Here is a 16129-nt window from a genome sequence, read left to right on the forward strand (position 1 = left end):
GAAAAATATCACTGTCCATGTATATAGAATGGACAGTGATTGATTATTTTCCAGATTTTTTAACGTGTGTGAGATGATTTTCCTACACTAACCCCTCATAGTAACGCATACGTTATCGTTAATAAGGACGTGTCATGGCAGAGGATATAAAAAAGTCAGTACGTCAGAATATCAGTAATCGGCGGCCAGCTCGGCCTCTAGTTCTCTGCGAGCGCGGTGACAGCTTTCTTCTTCTGCCAATGTGAGTATGATCCCGCGCCGGCTGGCTGCACCGATAAAAGTCGGGCGGTCTTTCAGGGGAAGCTTGAGCAGATAATTCATTACGTTACTCATCAAGCGAGACGCATAGAGCTCGTAATAACAGCCACAGCTACGGTTAGCCGTCTTTTCCATACGTTCAATCACAACATCTGCGCGGATAACATCGTAAGGATGGCGGGAGTAAATATTAGTTACAAATCCATCCGTGCGCATGTACGTGGTTTTTCCACATCTTTCGGTAGATTCATGAGCGGCAATGGGCGCAGGAGCAACAGACCTGTTCAAAAAACAAGGGCGCCATAGGCGTAATGCCGATCAGTTAAGGATCAGTTGACCGATCCAGTGGTTATGTAAGAATCCGTAACTTATAACGATTACGGATTTTTTTTATGCTACTCAGCCAAGCTCTTGAGACTATCCATAACTATACACCGGAAGAATTTTCTGCTCTTTCCGACCTTCTTTCACCTGAGATTATTGACGAATGCCTAGTCGATACTGGCGTTGCAACTGTTCGTAAACGCAGGCTTCCGATGGAAATGATGGTCTGGGCGATTACTGGAATGGCCTTGTTTCGCTCTCTGTCCATGAATCAGATTGTCTCTCATCTGGATATACTTCTTCCCGGCAAGCGTCCTTTTGTTGTTCCCAGTGCCGTGGTTCAGGCTCGTCAGCGGCTCGGCGCTGATGTCATAAAACAAGTTTTTGAAAAAACAAGCCGACTCTGGTTTGAAAAAACACCCCTATCTCACTGGAATGGACTCACATTGATGGCATTGGACGGAACACTTTGGCGTACACCAGATACACCAGAAAATGATGCTGCTTTTGGTCGGACAGCGAATGCACATTCATCTTCTGAATGGCCGCAGCTTCGGATGGTCTGCCAAATGGAGGTGACAAGCCATTTACTGGCTGGTGCTGCCTTCGGCAGTGTATCTGCTATCAGCGAGGTTGACCTTGCAGCTCGTCTGGCCAATCAAACATCTGAGCATACGCTAACTATTATGGATAAAGGATTTTATGCGCTTGGACTTCTGCATCACTGGCAGTCATCGGGTACAGAAAAACACGGGATGTTACCACTGAGAAAAGGCGCGCAATACAAGGTGGTACGTAAACTAGGTAAAAACAATGAACTCGTTGAACTGACATTATCACCTCAAGCGAGAAAAAAATGGGCAAATGCCCCAGCCACGCTGACAGCGAGACTACTGTGTAAGACAATCAAAAATAAAATAGTTTATATACTAACATCAATGACAGATCCGCAGAAATACCCGAAAGCTGACATTGCAGAGCTGTATGGATATCGTTGGGAAATTGAACACGGGTTCAGGGAAATGAAGCAACATATGCTGAAAAACGAGCTGACTCTGAGAAGTAAAAAACCGGAGCTTATCGAGCAGGAGTTGTGGGGTGTTGTACTGGCGTACAATTTGCTGCGTTTTATGATGACTCAGATGGCGTATAGCCAGAAAGGAACAGAACCTTACCAAATAGGGTTTAAGCAGGCTTGCCTCTATCTTACAGGTCAGTTGAGCCTATTACCCCGAGTCTCTCCTGGAAAAATACCTCAGTTTATGTCTCAGTTGCTTGATATGTCTAAAAGCTTTGTGCTGCCAGTAAGAAGGGAAAGGCATTACCCACGGGCAGTGAAAAAAAAGCCACAACGATATCCGTTACGGCATTCATAATTATCTTAACTGACAAGCATTACGCCATAGGCGTGCCATTTACCCTTGTTTTTTGAACAGGGATGGTGCTACACACAGCCCTCCGCGTGAGAACTCACCGAGAGATAAGTCACCCAATGGTCAAGAGAATGAACACACCCGCCATGTCGGAACGACGTGGCAACCTTAGCGGCGCGGCTTTAGCCGCTGCAAGCGCTAAGGGGTTGACCTTAGGCATCGCTTGCTATCCGAATGGACAGAGACACGCTCGCGTGGCTCTGCGGAAGCTGGCCCGTGCGACTGCGCAGGCCAGGTGGAGTGCAGGCGGCTCCCCGTCCGCCTGCGGACGGGGAGCCGAAGAGTGCCCCAAATATCCTTTTTTCCTCCACAATGTTACCTACTCTCCAGCCTCAAAAACGAAGAAAGCCAGTTATTCAAAACCAAACCTGCCCGGATAATTGAACAATCAGAAGACATTAGGATAAAGTAATAAACAGTTCACAAATTAATTCTAATTAAATATTATAGTCTCAATAAGATACTGAATTGGTAATCAAGCTTGAACCTATAACTTATTAGCATTTTATATTCCACTTTTTTCAAAAAGGGAATGCTCAAATGACCGGATCTAAACTACGGATGTTAAGCAACTTCCGGCTCGCTTATCTCGATATTCCGAATATACACTCCTGCATGAACCATAACCGCAATCAGCTTATCCACATTGAAAAGCTGCATTTTCCCACTGGCAAGCACTGAAATACGGGACTGAGTAATCCTCAACACTCTGGCGGTTTCATCCTGGGTAAATTCCCGTTTTGCTATCCATACCTTGAACATATTCATCAGCGGCACACGGATCTTCATGCTTTCAGCCTGTTACGAAGACTATCACCTTTAATACATCATAATTAACCTCAGCTTCGTTTAAAAATAGCGATATCACAATCCCGTAAATTCAAGCTCGGTTTTTTAGGTTGGAATGTATAAGCAATTAAGCCCGCGACAATTTCCAATAAAAAACCGAGCTGACTGCGGTGTCTTGAATGCGCTATCTGAGAAATATTTTTGAGCTGATCCACGACCGTTTCTATCAAAAATCGCCTTCTTAACATCAGCTTATCCCAGAGAGATAACGCTTTTGCCTTCATGTTACTACGGACATGAGTGATTAACGTTATTCCTTCTGCGTCCAGTTCATCGCACAAGGCCTGTGACAAATACCCTTTATCGCCATACAAACACCCTGTTAACCCTTGTACCAATGCTTTAACGGGATGATGATCATCTTTATTTCCTGAAGTCAGCTTAACCGCTAAAAGTTCACCCCAATCATTGATAACCAAATGAAGTCTAAAGCCATAAAACCAGCCTGTACTTGTTTTCCCTCGCTGTGCGACGCCCTCAAATACGCGATGGCGGGGAATACGGAGGTTGTGACAAACAGCAATTTTGGTTGAATCAATAAAGGCGATCCCCTGGGTTTGGGCCTTACGTGACGAAAGAAAAGCACAGAGAGGAATGAGCGCCCTTTACTTCAAGGTTAACATCCGGGTATAGCTGACCAACTGGGGAAAATCGGCCTGAAGTATCGTCATCACTTCACTGAGAGAAAGGGAAGCGTCGCGGCGACGTTTGAGCAAGCCATTTTCAATTAACTGTTGATGCCAGAGAGGAATAAATTTTTGGCAAAAGTCATCGACGCAGCAGTAAAGTTCTTCTAAATTAGGCATGCCTGAGGATCTCCACGATTTTGTTTTATTTGACAAAAACTTTGATCGTACCTCAGGTACTTAGTTCCCTTCTTAAGCAAACCTCAGGTTAATTACATCACTCTTACAACAAAACAAGTTTGGAAATACAACATAATTACACCACTATTACGCCATTTTTTAGTGATTACGTCACATGTACGACATTATTACATCAAAATTACTTCATCTTTAACGAGAGTAATATAAGGCAGGGTCACTGTGCGTTTCGAAGAAATGTATCCGTTTGAGACACACGCACAAGATATTTGTCATAGTTGCAGGACTGCGGGCGATCAATAGTATTAATTGTTGATTGGTCTCGTGACCTGTTTTGACCATAATTTTCAAAACAAGGTTGAGGAGCCGCCGGCACTAACAGTTATAAAACCTGGTTTACGCAATTTAAAGCCACATTCCCAGAATATGGCACTGACATAAAACAATGTTAATCGACGTATATGAGCTTTCAAAAATGGTGATAGTCCGACACCTAACGAGGTCTAGCGTAACGACTGGCAGAAATTAGTATCTTTCGACGAATAGATACTTAGATATCATCTGTTCTTTTCTTTTTCATTCATATAAGGTTCAGCTATTTTATATATCTCCTCTGCGGTATCTGACGGTACCCAAACACTAACTAATTGTAATCCCTCTACATTTTGTTTATCTAGAATATTTGTTACACGCTTCACAGCCGCATAAGTGTTTTGCCGAGTTACGTTGCGCTCTTCTGATACCTGAATGACTTTTTTTCCCTCAACTAAAACAGAGTAAGCAATCTCAAGCGTTAGTAAGCTACAACTTTTCAACGCTTGAGATGAACGCTCCCAGTCTGCCTGCGAAATACGTTTAATTCTCACTTTCACCCTCTGAAATACTCCAAATTATATTATCATTTTGTCAAATTAACAACGCAAACCATTAATTCACTAATGATCACACTATGAAAGGTATTTTGAGAACTTCTAGCTAGATATAGAAGCGAAACCCGCGCGCGGCAACGCGCGAGTTTCTATTTTACATTAGCAACATTGTGAATTAGTAAAACAATGAATGCAAAAAACAAAGAGTTATTTGCCAATTTCTGTAAGCTTGCCAAAGCCAATCTTGATGAAAGTACAACGGAGACTTTATGTATAACCGCAGATTATGTTGAAGAAATGCAAGAACAACTCATTACAGTAGAAGAACAATTCTCTACGATGATATCTAAATATTATGCGTTGATTGAATTTGGTGAAGCAAGTGGATATTTTTCATTCAGCCCTAAAGCTGGATTTAATACCTATACATCATATACCAACGCATTGTCAGCCGCATACAAAGATATAAACACATATAAAAACTGTGCAGATGTAGATAACTGTAAAGATATTAACAAAATTTGCTGCGGTGTTATTACTAAAAAAGCTATTATAACAGACAGTGAATCTGATTACACACTACAAGGTATTAACCCAAATGAGATCATCAGAAAAATTCAATTTGATGCCGAAGATAAATTAGTTGAAAAAATCGGTGATATGTACGATGTTGCAACCAACATCAATGAAAAAGATACAATTGGACAAACATACTGCTTGCTGAAATACGGTGTTCTGCCGTCACTGCGCGACGTAACGAAACAAGATGTTATAAGTAAATCTGATAAAAATATGGTTGCTAAATTAGCATATATTATCGGAAAAAAAACTAACAAATCTATTATTAGAGAAATATTGCAAACAACGAGTATCAGTAAAAAAAGCCTAGCAGGTGCCCCTGAATGTTATGTGGCAAAAATTAGAAAACATTGCTCAAAACAATATTGGAATGCCCCAATGGGAATAGGAGCCGATTATAAAGGATTACACATCGAAACAATTGGTGGAGAAATTTTTATCAAAGATTCCCAAGGCCGTTTCTATATAGAAGTGCCAAGTTACATTGATATAACTAGAGCTGAACAGGTGTTGAATGAATGGCTTTTACAAATTGAAGCGTAATTAATTATGACTCAATATGAACTAATCGCATTCAGCCGGTACCTAATAAAACGTCATTCAAAACGCAAATCAGTTCGAATTCCAGCTATGACTGGTAATCAACTATGCATGCTTCTACACACGTTAGAACGAGTACACGGTTATTCTGTATAGCAACTATATTCCCCCCGCCAAAATTGACCGGCGGGGTATTGGAGAAACTCACATAATGGGCCAAAGAAAACATCTAACACAATTTGAAGTAGAGAGAATACTGGAAATGGCAAAAAAAAGTCCAAATTCAGAGCGCGATTATTGTCTAGTATATATGAGTTTTGTACATGGCTTACGTGTTAGCGAAGCCAGTCATTTACGGTTATCTGATCTGGATCTCGGAGGAAAAACTCTTTACATTCAGCGCTTGAAATGCGGGTTTAGTACTAATCATCCTCTATTAGGCTACGAAATTCATGCGATCAAAGAGTGGCTCCAAGTACGTAAAAAATTAAAGGGAGCAGAAGAAAGTAACTGGTTATTTTTATCACGATACGGGAAACCACTTACTCGTCAGCGTATTTATCAAATAATCAATCAATTAGGGCAATTAGCTAATATTTCTGTTCGCTCGCATCCGCACATGTTGCGCCATGCCTGCGGTTTTTCTCTTGCAAACAGAGGAATAGACACCCGCCTAATACAAGATTATCTTGGACACTGTAACATTCGGCATACTGTGCAATATACAGCCAGTAATTCAGAACGTTTCCAAGGAATTTGGAAAAGCACCCGAAATCGGCAACCAGTTACACATTTCAGTAAAAATATATCTGGAGCCATTTTAGAGGACGAAATTATCATGGAGAAAATGGATGTCAGTGGAATAGACGTTGATTCTATTCAATTGGATATCATATCCACTTTATCACAAAGTGATAAGACAGACTAATTAAGCTATACCCAATTGCTAGATATGAAAACAATTAACCAAAATAGTAATTAATAGCGCCAAACAATAACGGGATTAATTAAAAATTAATTCCGTTTTTTCGTCCATAAAAGATTAAATATAAATAAAAAAAGACCAATCTCATAGAAGAAATGTCCTCTCTATTGTTAATCCTGAAAAAGGTATCATTAAATTTCCTAATTGTAGTGATCACAGTGTCATAACTTCACTGACCGAACCGTAGCGTCCACTCTCGACCATACGTTGTACAGACCCGTCAAGCTGTTCCCCCATACTGACAGATGTAATTTTTCGCATATCGTAACCTAACAGATTAGGCAAAATCATCACCTGCGTCCGTGTGCGTCAGCATCCTGAAAAAATCAGATTGCTTCAAAGTATGTGTATCTTCCAGCACCGGGAAGTCTGCTTTGTAAAAACTGGCAGCGTCACTGGCCGAAACCACGAATTCACCCTCGATAAAGGTTTTCTTCACGTCATCCACTTTTTTACTATATAAGTGCCGGAACACCGCAGAATAGCGCCCGCAGCTATTAAGAAAAACACACGTATCCCATCGGTGGTTCCCTTTTTTTCGAAAGTGGTGATAAACCTGACGGCCATATCTGACCACGTCTTTAATCTTATAGTTAAACATATAAATTCTTTCTATTATATTAATCTATTGCTCCGAAAATCTGGTTCTGTGCATCCAGTGGTAACGTGTGAACATAATCCCAATATCCTTGCAGATATTAGTTTATCAAAGCAGTTGGTAATCAAGTAAATAAAATATCTACCTGAATTTGTTAAATAATTATTTAAGTGCGTCGATTTTAGGTTGGTTGATGTTGTACTTTGCTGCTTCAGCCTACACCTTGAGTGCCAGTTCCTCGGAAACCCATCCGTTCACAAATACGTTTAACTGTATTTCCAACGTTTTGCTTAGTCCGGTCAACCCGGTCGGCAACATCTTTCTGCCTTTCTCCTTTAACCAATACGGAATGGCCGATTTCCGTGGTGAGATGGGTGAATGTCTGCATTGCTGGCAGAAGTCGGTTCCACTCATCTTGTGTCATTCTACGTTTTTGAGCCATTTCTTATCCTGGTTATATCGCTAATTTACCCAAATGATATAACGCAGGCCACTTACGGTCAATCTGAGTAAATATTATATTTATGAGTTGATATTTTTGAGCAGGGAAAGCCAGCTATGGCAGTAATGGGGCCTATTGGGGATAATCAGCGAAGGAGTCCAATCACTGATCAGTATATTTAAATAGATTGCCTTTGAAAGAGAATAGTCACCGCTCGCCGCAAGACCAGATTAGGGAGCCTTCGGCGAGTCTGTCTGGTCGAGGAAGCGGAATATCTACAGACCTATCATATTGCACTTACACCCATTATCCACATTTTTTAGCAGTTAATTATAGGTTTTTACTTATAGGTAAGATTTACAGGCAAAACATATAGGAATTACCTTATAGGTTTAGGGGGGGGGTGATCTATCGTGGATAAAGGGGGGTGATTTAACGTAGTTAGGGGGGTGATCTATCGTGGATAAGGGGGGTGATTTAACGCAGTTTAGGGGGGGTGATTTATCGTGGATAACTTCTTGTATCTACAAGTTTTTGACAGAATTATCTACTTAAAAATATCACTGTTGCCAACCACATAATTCTGGATGTGAGGGAGGGGTTCCACTCCTTTGTTGTAACAACAATATCATCTTCTTATCCACGGAATTGCTGCCGAAACTGCAACAAGCACAGCTTTAAATAAATTATTCAACCGGCATAAAAAGGCCCAATGGGCCTTTAGTCAGGATTTAAACGGAATAGGGGGAGGGGAAGCATAAAGTAAAAGTCCGCCTTTAACTGGCTCTACTTTTGCTTTAGGGTAGACGAATAGCACTTGCTTCAATGCTGACATGAAGGCTCTTTTGAAATCCTTATCAGCATTTTTACCACTGTATTCTTGCGCAAACTGATCACGTAGCTTTGTCCAGTGAAGTAATACCGGCCGCCCTTCAATTCGATGTAACCGATGTGCTAACCAGGCGTAAATATCCAGTGCAAGCGCGGAGCCTTTCAATACGTGCAATGCTCTATTATCCAGTGGAACGGCACTCTCAATAAGTCCTTTGAAATAGCCCTCCGATAACGTTAGTACACCGGGCCAGAACGTTAGTTGCTTTGTGTCTTCATTTCTGAGCCAAGCATCAAATTGTTCTACAGGCTGGCCGTTGTACGTGCGTCCCTTGAAGCCCAACTGTAAACGGCAAGCGGCCAACGCATGCATTTGTGTACGCAACGTTCTGTGACGTGCGCCCTGCGAGTCCATTCCCATCAAGCGAAGGAACTCGTTTGCACTGTGTCCTATGGCGATCTCTCGTGTCTTGTTACGCAAGGCATACGATGAAAGCCACGCCATTGTAAGACGGGGCATGGCCCCATATGGTAATAGTTGCTCTACGGGACCATTACCTTCATCAAGCCATCCAGCTTGAACTACAAGCCAGGCATCACCAGAACGACGCATAAACTCGCGGCCAGCGACTTTAGAACGGGGTAAACCTACCTGGCAGAGTATCGAGTGTGTAAAGACCATATCTTCACTCTGAGGCAGTTTCTGACGAATAAGCGTAGCCGCATCAATGGTCTTCTTTTGCCGCTTGGTTAACGGCTTGTCATTTTCTTTTTTGATCATGGCCCCATGCTCTGATTTGGCTACTGTGATAATGTGTTGAATTGAAATTCGTAAAATTCCTACTGATGCAATAAATCAGCTAATACGAGAGTATATATAATAAAATAATTTGAACCAGTGATGCTAATCCTAAGTTTTAGAAATTGCCAACAAGAATATAGTAAATTTGGAAAACGCTAATGAAGTAGTGAAGATTGAATCTTGGATGCCAGGTGATTAATTATCGAAAAATTGTGATTCCAAAAAAATCTTCGCTAAACGTTGGCGATAATTTTATACCCGCCATCAGAACGCTCATAGACTGCAAATGAAAATTTATTAGTGCCACGGGTACTTTGATCCTGATAAACCTGTGATGTCTGCTCGGTGTTGTATTATGGGTAATAATATATAGATACCCTACCAATTGTACGGGATATCTATAATACTAATTTTTATTTATTCCGGCCATTTGATACGACGTATAAAATTTAAATACGGCTCTTTTTCAGGAAAATCAGCAAAAAAATCAATCATTTTCATACAATGATCGCGAAAACCCTTTTCATCATTAACAGCCAAGTCAATACGACAAGTATATTTCTCACCACTCTCAAATCTAACGGTGATTTCTGTTTTATCATAACCCATATTTACTAATGAGGCTGCTTTATTTGCCATTTGCTCAAAAATGGCAAATGGGAATATAACTTCTTTAACCGAAAGAATTTTTGATTCAGACCAATGAACTAGAACCTCAACGGGCGTTAAGACACTGGTAGCATTTTTTAAGGAAGATAATATACTAATTTTTTATTCCATCCCAATAAAAGTGGGTCTCTGTCTGGCGTTTATACCCTGTTTATAAGTTATAATTATATATAATATTAGAAATAATGGCAATATTTTCTCACATATTTTGGAGTATTTAAGTATATTTTTAACTGCTGTGATTAATATTATTAATCCAACTTTATCTTGTAAATTCAGTATCCTATGAAAATAGATCTTCATGCATATTAGGTAGATTAATAGAGTGTTCTGATTTAATCGTTAATTACTGAAATCCAAATTTTGGGGAGTGAGTCATAGATTTATATAAACTCCTAAACAAAACTCTTTTTAATTCATGTTCGACAATTCATAAATAGTTAAAAAAATAAAATAAACAATAGATACAAAATTGATTGCTTTATTTATCATGAAAATTATCTCAGGGAAAAATAATCATGGGTATGCTTATATCATCAATGAAATATGGGATGACTGCTCTCATGCTCTCATTTATCACGATGAAAAGTAAAATCAGACACCGTTAGTCAGCGGTCTTTTGCATAGTAAATCAACAACCTGTGACCTCTAGTGTTTCGGTATCACAGTTTTCGCAAAATCTTGTTAAAAGAAATTCATACATTAACAATCTGTACAAAAAATGCACATAAAAATATCAAAAAGGAGTTTGTTAATCTCTGGGGGTCTAATTAGGGTCCGCTTACAGCGTAAGCTTTTTTTACCGTTCGCCCAAGCATTCTTGTCTAAATTATACTTCTTATTTTATAGTTAATACATACATATACCTGATTACCACTTAAACTCAGCTCCCATAGGCGTATAGTCAAGATAAGTCTGTGCGGAGGTAAATGAAAATGGCTAAAAATCAGATTCAATTCCAAAAAGGTATTTCTATTCATGAGGTTATTTCATTATATGGTCATATAGACACGCCATTGTGCCAGCACCCACCGCAGATCCCCTTGCTGAACTTGACCACGATAATGTGCGTGGCAGCCATTATTACCACTAACAAAGGAAATGCCTGATGAATACCCTTTATGAACATCTCACTTGTCTTAGGCTCTCCGGTTTTCGTGATGCTCTGCGCCAGCAAGTTTCGTTGCCCTCTTCGTATAACGAACTGGGCTTCGAAGAACGTCTATTGTTGCTTGTTGAGGAGGAACTGACTCACCGTGAAAACCAGAAAGCCGACAGGCTCATCAAGCAGGCGCACTTCCGGCTTCGGGGAGAACTGGAAGCGTTGGATTACAGAGCCAGCCGGGGGCTGGAAAAATCGCAGGTCAGAAGCTTGTCACAAGGGCACTGGTTAAAACACTGCCAGAATCTGCTGCTGACAGGGGCAACGGGAAGCGGGAAAACGTATCTTGCCTGTGCGCTGGGGCGGCATTACTGCCGCCAGGGATATGTCGTGTATTACTACCGTTTAAAGGGCTTGCTGGAGTTTTGCAGACAATGCCATGGTGATGGAAGCTATCCCCGGCTGTTAAATAAACTGAGCCGTAGTCAGTTGTTAATCTTGGATGATTGGGGTCTGGAGGTACTGACCTCAGATCAACGCAGTGACCTACTGGAGATAGTCGATCAGTTCTATCAACGGGGCTCAGTGTTGCTGGTAAGCCAACTTCCTATTGAGAAATGGTATCAAATGATAGGTGATGCCACACACGCTGATGCGATCCTGGACAGACTGGTTCACGGGAGTATTAAAGTCGAATTAAAGGGTGAATCAATGCGTAAAGTGTGTTCAACGTTGACAGAGGGAGATCAGTCAATATAGTTTATTAGCAGGTTCTATGAGTGGGGTAAATAGCTGTAGCGGCCCGCATTTAAAATATGGCGGGCTCGCATTTATCCGGTTTTTTAGCTCACATTAAGTGAAAATGAAATCGGGTTGAGGCTCATATTAACTGCAAATGAGCTTGCATTTACCTTTTTCGGCTTGCATTTCATTTCGACCGGCTCACAGTAACTGCAAATGAAATTTTCCGCTTAAACCAATCTATTGGATTGTATGGGTTAACCCCATAAAGACAATGCAATGAGACATTTTTTGTGTCTTATTAGGGTTGTTTTTGTCTCATCCACATGCTACGTTTCATTCATCTAAAGGTAAACGAGACACTTTCCCCATTATGGCTCTTTATGGCTATGCCCGTGTATCAACTAATGATCAGGATCTCGCCCTACAGTCACAAATGCTTCGTGTTGCTGGTTGTGAAATCATCCGGGCCGAAAAAGCCAGCGGAACCAAACGGGATGGGCGGAGTGAACTGCAATTGTTGCTGGATTTTTTGCGTCCGGGCGATACACTGATTGTCACGCGTATAGATCGTCTGGCTCGTAGCATCAAAGATTTGCAGGATATTGTTTATTCTTTAAATCAGCGGGGGATTACCCTTAAGGCTACAGAGCAGCCTGTCGATACACGCACGGCAGCCGGAAAAGCCTTCCTCGATATGTTGGGGGTCTTCGCTGAATTTGAAACTAATCTGCGCCGTGAACGTCAGCTGGAAGGTATTGCGGCGGCAAAAGCGCGAGGTGTGTACCGGGGACGAAAATCATCCATTGATCCTGCCGAAGTGTACCGTCTGTATGTAGTTGAAAAAATGGGGGCTACGGCGATTGCCCGTCAACTCGGTATCGGACGGGCCTCAGTTTATCGTGTGTTAGATAACTATGGGCAGCCAGCGTAAATCTATTCCTGTTGACTCTCTGTTGCAATTACGGCAACGGTTAGACCGCCTGCCGTCCAAAAGCCCGGAACGGGCAACACAGATTACTGCAATGGCGCAGTTGTACGGCGTTTCTCCTACCACCGTTTACCGGAATCTCCATGTTGTTCTTAAGCCTCGTACCGTCCATCGGTGTGATCATGGCATTCCCCGCATCCTGCCCCAATCTGAGCTGGAGCATTATTGCGAACTGATCGCAGCCTTAAAATTGCGTACTACCAATAAATCAGGGCGGCATTTATCAACCGTAAGAGCCATTCAATTACTTGAAGAGCATGGTGTGGAAACTGGACAAGGGTTGGTTAGGGCACCGAAAGGATTACTGCGAAGACAAACGGTTAATCGTTGGCTTTCTCTGTATCGTCTCGACCAACCTCGGCTGTTAAGAGAACCCCCGGCGGTTAGGTTTCAGGCAGAATACAGCAATGATTGCTGGCAGTTTGATATGTCGCCGTCAGACCTCAAACACATCGAACAACCGGGCTGGATTGATGCGGCTAAAGGACAGCCGACCCTGATGTTATACAGTGCTGTTGATGATCGGAGTGGTGTGACTTATCAGGAATATCGTTGTGTCTATGGTGAAGATGCTGAGTCCGCACTTCACTTTCTGTTCAATGCGATGGCACCAAAACCTAACCCGGAATTCCATTTTCAGGGACGTCCCAGGATGCTGTATCTTGATAATGGCCCCGTGGCGAAAAGCCATGTGTTTCAGAACGTGATGCAGGCACTTCATATTGACTGGCAGACTCATATGCCAGCAGGTAAAGATGGTACGCGCACCACGGCACGTTCCAAAGGTAAGGTTGAACGCCCTTTCCGTACCATTAAGGAAGCCCATGAAACCCTGTACCATTTTCATCAACCGGAAACTGAGCAGCAGGCCAACGAATGGTTATGGAATTATCTGATGCGCTATAACTCTCAGGGGCATCGCAGTGAAAAACATTCCCGACTGGAGGACTGGCGGGCAAATCTTCCCCCGGATGGCGTGCAGGACATGTGTACCTGGGATCAATACTGCCGTTTTGCCCGGGAGCCTGAATCGCGTAAGGTTGGCATCGATGCCCGCGTCACAATTGAAGGGACAGCCTGGGAAGTTGAACCTGATATGGCTGGCGAAACGGTTATTCTGTTGTGGGGACTGTTTGACGACGAAATATTTGTGGAGTTTGACGATAAAACATGGGGACCGTATTATCCCGTCTCCGGGCCTATTCCATTACACCGTTACCGGGCGTTCAAGCGTGGCAAGGCGGCTGACAGGTCTGATCGTATCCATGAGCTGGCCAGTCAGTTGAATTTGCCGATCAGTGCTCTGTCAGGCAGTGATATTCAGCTCCTGATGCCTGATATAAAAAAACAACCAAAACTGCCACATCAGCCATTTGACATCGCAGAATTTGAATACCATTTCCCCACCATTATCGCAGCGAAGCTGGCCATTGCCGATGATCTGGCCACACCACTGGCCAAATTGTCGAGTGAAGAGCGGGCATTTATTGACAGTATTCTGGCAGAAACGCTTATCCGCACTGAAGTGTTCACCCGTATAAGAGGCTATTTCCGTAACAGACAATCAGGAGAAGATCATGCGGGTTGAAGTGATGGAATATTATGGACTGGCGCAGCCCATTGATCAGGCAGGCTATTATGAAACGGCGCATCATAAACAACTTATCAAAGATATCAAAGGGGCTATCCGTGAAGGACGACTGGTTGCTGTCTGCGGCGTAGTCGGAAGTGGTAAAACTGTCACCCTGCGTCGCCTGCAACAGCAACTTAGGGATGAAAACAAAATTATCGTCGCCAAATCGTTGTCAGTCGAAAAACACAGTGTCAAACTTGCCACGCTGATTAGCGCACTATTTTACGATCTGACACAGGATAAGCGGGTACAAATCCCCAAACAAGGGGAGCGCCGGGAACGTGAACTGCAAGAGTTAGTCAGGAAAGGCAAGCGAACCGTGGCCTTGTTCGTTGATGAGGCTCATGATCTTAACGGACATACTTTAACTGGATTCAAACGACTAATGGAAGTAGTAGAAGACGGTGGAGGCCGCTTATCGGTGGTTTTAGCCGGTCATCCCAAACTGCGTAATGACCTGCGTCGTCCAACGATGGAAGAGATTGGATACCGCACCGATATTTTTACGCTGGATGGGATCACGGGCAGTCAACGGGAATACATTCATTGGTTACTTAAAACCAGCATGGGGAAAGGAAAAACGGAAGATATTCTGACGACTGATGCTCTCGATTTGCTGGCGATGAAATTGCGTACCCCATTGCAAGTTCAGTTGCATCTCACGTTAGCCATGGAAGCTGGTTATCAGACTGGCGAAAAACCAATAACGTCAACACTGATAGAATCAGTGCTTTCCAGACAACTTGATGATTTAGAGCCGACGCTAACACGGCATGGTTATCGTTTGAAAGATATGGTGGAACAATTTGATGCCAAACCCGCTGAAATCAGAGCGTTGTTTAACAATCAACTCGATCCGGTTCGAACAACAGAGTTGCGCGACAGAATGTTGGCAGTTGGGCTGCCGATATGATGAATTTCATTTGCAGTTACTGTGAGCCGGTCGAAATGAAATGCAAGCCGAAAAAGGTAAATGCAAGCTCATTTGCAGTTAATATGAGCCTCAACCCGATTTCATTTTCACTTAATGTGAGCTAAAAAACCGGATAAATGCGAGCCCGCCATATTTTAAATGCGGGCCGCTACAGTTACGGATCTCTTTACTCCAGCGCTCCGGATGCTGTTGACGTGCGACCCGGTATTATTCTGGGTTGAGCACTTTTCGCTCCACACGGCCCGTTGAAGTAGATTTGCTGCATGTTCTCCTGATTCGTTGAGGAAGACTTCAGCAGCAACAATTTTTCGGCTAAATATGTCCAGAATCATGTAAAGATAAAAATGTTGACCTTTGATCCATGAAGGCAAATAACTGATATCCCAGCTCCAGACCTGATTGGGTGATACGGCTTTTAATGCGTCAGGACGCTTATACTGGCTTTCCCGACGTCTTCTGGTCAGTCGTTTATTCACTTTAAGTATCCTGTAAAAGGTTGCTTCTGAAGCGAGGTAAATTCCTTTATCAGCAAGTGCGGGAACAATGACATTTGGTGACAATCCAGCAAACTCAGGCGAGTTGCAAATATCCATAATCTGCTGACGCTCAGTCTCCGATAATTTATTCGCAGGGAGCCGGTGAATGGCTTCGGGACGGCGATCGGCAAGTATCTGCCCGTCTGGCGATTCCACCCAGCGCTGAAGCGTTCTGACTGAGATACCTAT

Annotated in this window: 16 protein-coding genes and 2 pseudogenes; 8 read left to right on the forward strand and 10 right to left on the reverse strand. The window is 42.6% G+C overall.

Annotation, left to right across the window (positions count from 1 at the left end; all coding sequences use genetic code 11):
* Window positions 1-171: 171 nt before the first annotated feature.
* A complete protein-coding gene (locus tag ACGF5R_RS16195; RefSeq protein WP_387691828.1) occupies window positions 172-474 on the reverse strand; it encodes a hypothetical protein in 303 nt (100 codons plus the stop codon).
* Between the two features lie 176 nt (window positions 475-650).
* Here ACGF5R_RS16195 and ACGF5R_RS16200 point away from each other — a divergent pair, with 176 nt between their 5' ends.
* Window positions 651-1958 carry an IS4 family transposase gene (locus ACGF5R_RS16200; protein WP_387691740.1) on the forward strand — a complete coding sequence of 436 codons (1308 nt, stop codon included), beginning with the start codon at window positions 651-653 and terminating at the stop codon, window positions 1956-1958.
* Window positions 1959-2579: 621 nt separating this feature from the next.
* Here ACGF5R_RS16200 and ACGF5R_RS16205 read toward each other — a convergent pair.
* The 3 genes and pseudogenes from ACGF5R_RS16205 to ACGF5R_RS16215 all read right to left on the reverse strand — a co-directional run bounded on the left by ACGF5R_RS16205 (window position 2580) and on the right by ACGF5R_RS16215 (window position 4554).
* A complete protein-coding gene (locus ACGF5R_RS16205; RefSeq protein WP_387691742.1) occupies window positions 2580-2804 on the reverse strand; it encodes an XRE family transcriptional regulator in 225 nt (74 codons plus the stop codon).
* Window positions 2805-2854: 50 nt separating this feature from the next.
* Window positions 2855-3670, reverse strand: a pseudogene (locus tag ACGF5R_RS16210) (IS982 family transposase).
* A 575-nt stretch (window positions 3671-4245) separates the two neighbouring features.
* Window positions 4246-4554, reverse strand: coding sequence for a TrfB-related DNA-binding protein (locus ACGF5R_RS16215; protein ID WP_387691744.1), 309 nt, complete (start codon window positions 4552-4554; stop codon window positions 4246-4248).
* 189 nt (window positions 4555-4743) lie between these two features.
* On the opposite strand from ACGF5R_RS16215, the gene ACGF5R_RS16220 reads away from it, so the two are divergent.
* Window positions 4744-5679 (forward strand): hypothetical protein, encoded by a 936-nt coding sequence (locus ACGF5R_RS16220; RefSeq protein WP_387691746.1) that lies wholly within the window; start codon window positions 4744-4746, stop codon window positions 5677-5679.
* Between the two features lie 208 nt (window positions 5680-5887).
* A complete protein-coding gene (locus ACGF5R_RS16225; protein WP_387691747.1) occupies window positions 5888-6604 on the forward strand; it encodes a tyrosine-type DNA invertase in 717 nt (238 codons plus the stop codon).
* A gap of 219 nt (window positions 6605-6823) precedes the next feature.
* On the opposite strand, the pseudogene ACGF5R_RS16230 reads toward ACGF5R_RS16225, so the two are convergent.
* The 5 genes and pseudogenes from ACGF5R_RS16230 to ACGF5R_RS16250 all read right to left on the reverse strand — a co-directional run.
* A pseudogene (locus ACGF5R_RS16230) lies at window positions 6824-6922 on the reverse strand (type II toxin-antitoxin system ParD family antitoxin); the annotation flags it as partial.
* 16 nt (window positions 6923-6938) lie between these two features.
* Complete coding sequence (locus tag ACGF5R_RS16235; protein ID WP_387691749.1) at window positions 6939-7262, reverse strand: antirestriction protein ArdR; 324 nt, start codon at window positions 7260-7262, stop codon at window positions 6939-6941.
* A 208-nt stretch (window positions 7263-7470) separates the two neighbouring features.
* The gene (locus tag ACGF5R_RS16240) at window positions 7471-7701 is read right to left on the reverse strand and encodes a TrfB-related DNA-binding protein (protein ID WP_387691751.1); all 231 of its coding nucleotides are present in this window, start codon (window positions 7699-7701) and stop codon (window positions 7471-7473) included.
* A gap of 724 nt (window positions 7702-8425) precedes the next feature.
* Entirely contained in the window at window positions 8426-9313 is an 888-nt protein-coding gene (locus tag ACGF5R_RS16245; RefSeq protein ID WP_387691753.1) for a replication protein RepA, read from the reverse strand.
* A 438-nt stretch (window positions 9314-9751) separates the two neighbouring features.
* Complete coding sequence (locus ACGF5R_RS16250; protein WP_387691830.1) at window positions 9752-10102, reverse strand: LPD25 domain-containing protein; 351 nt, start codon at window positions 10100-10102, stop codon at window positions 9752-9754.
* A gap of 836 nt (window positions 10103-10938) precedes the next feature.
* On the opposite strand from ACGF5R_RS16250, the gene ACGF5R_RS16255 reads away from it, so the two are divergent.
* The 5 genes from ACGF5R_RS16255 (at window position 10939) to ACGF5R_RS16275 (ending at window position 15383) form a co-directional block, all read left to right on the forward strand.
* Entirely contained in the window at window positions 10939-11112 is a 174-nt protein-coding gene (locus ACGF5R_RS16255) for a hypothetical protein (protein ID WP_387691755.1), read from the forward strand.
* Window positions 11112-11864, forward strand: coding sequence for an IS21-like element helper ATPase IstB (gene istB / locus ACGF5R_RS16260; RefSeq protein ID WP_387691757.1), 753 nt, complete (start codon window positions 11112-11114; stop codon window positions 11862-11864). Before ACGF5R_RS16255 ends, istB begins: the two co-directional genes overlap by 1 nt.
* Before the next feature lie 355 nt (window positions 11865-12219).
* Window positions 12220-12780 (forward strand): recombinase family protein, encoded by a 561-nt coding sequence (locus ACGF5R_RS16265; protein WP_387691832.1) that lies wholly within the window; start codon window positions 12220-12222, stop codon window positions 12778-12780.
* Complete coding sequence (locus ACGF5R_RS16270; protein ID WP_387691759.1) at window positions 12764-14425, forward strand: IS481 family transposase; 1662 nt, start codon at window positions 12764-12766, stop codon at window positions 14423-14425. Before ACGF5R_RS16265 ends, ACGF5R_RS16270 begins: the two co-directional genes overlap by 17 nt.
* On the forward strand, window positions 14415-15383 hold the full coding sequence (locus tag ACGF5R_RS16275; RefSeq protein ID WP_387691761.1) for an ExeA family protein: 969 nt from the start codon (window positions 14415-14417) through the stop codon (window positions 15381-15383). The genes ACGF5R_RS16270 and ACGF5R_RS16275 overlap by 11 nt, the downstream gene beginning before the upstream one ends.
* Window positions 15384-15538: 155 nt before the next feature.
* Here the strand turns inward: ACGF5R_RS16275 and ACGF5R_RS16280 are convergent, their stop codons facing one another.
* On the reverse strand, window positions 15539-16096 hold the full coding sequence (locus ACGF5R_RS16280) for a DDE-type integrase/transposase/recombinase (protein WP_387691763.1): 558 nt from the start codon (window positions 16094-16096) through the stop codon (window positions 15539-15541).
* Window positions 16097-16129 lie beyond the last annotated feature (33 nt).

It is taken from the genome of Photorhabdus sp. RM71S, from assembly GCF_042879355.1.
GTDB classification, from domain to species: Bacteria; Pseudomonadota; Gammaproteobacteria; order Enterobacterales; family Enterobacteriaceae; genus Photorhabdus; species Photorhabdus kayaii.